The 297-nt window shown below is 47.8% G+C and carries 2 tRNA genes; both read right to left on the reverse strand.

The window, feature by feature from the left end:
• Nucleotides 1-75: 75 nt before the first annotated feature.
• A tRNA-Val gene (locus AB4517_RS22760) sits at nucleotides 76-151 on the reverse strand.
• A 28-nt stretch (nucleotides 152-179) separates the two neighbouring features.
• Nucleotides 180-255, reverse strand: a tRNA-Ala gene (locus AB4517_RS22765).
• Between the last annotated feature and the right edge of the window lie 42 nt (nucleotides 256-297).

Raw genomic sequence — 297 nt, forward strand, 5'->3', positions numbered from 1 at the left:
GTTAAAGAGCAAGAGTTTTAAGTGTTAAACTTTTAAACCCATTTTTAAATACTCTCTTACGAGAATGCTTAAAGATGGTGGGCGATACCGGGCTCGAACCAGTGACCCCCTGCTTGTAAGGCAGGTGCTCTCCCAACTGAGCTAATCGCCCATAAAGTTTTAATTCCTAATGGAAGGAATGGTGGAGCTATGCGGGATCGAACCGCAGACCTCCTGCGTGCAAGGCAGGCGCTCTCCCAGCTGAGCTATAGCCCCATATTTTTATTTCCTTGGGAGGAAATGGTGGGTCGTGCAGGA

It is taken from the genome of Vibrio sp. 10N.222.52.C3 (genome assembly GCF_041474195.1).
Classification (GTDB): domain Bacteria; phylum Pseudomonadota; class Gammaproteobacteria; order Enterobacterales; family Vibrionaceae; genus Vibrio; species Vibrio crassostreae_C.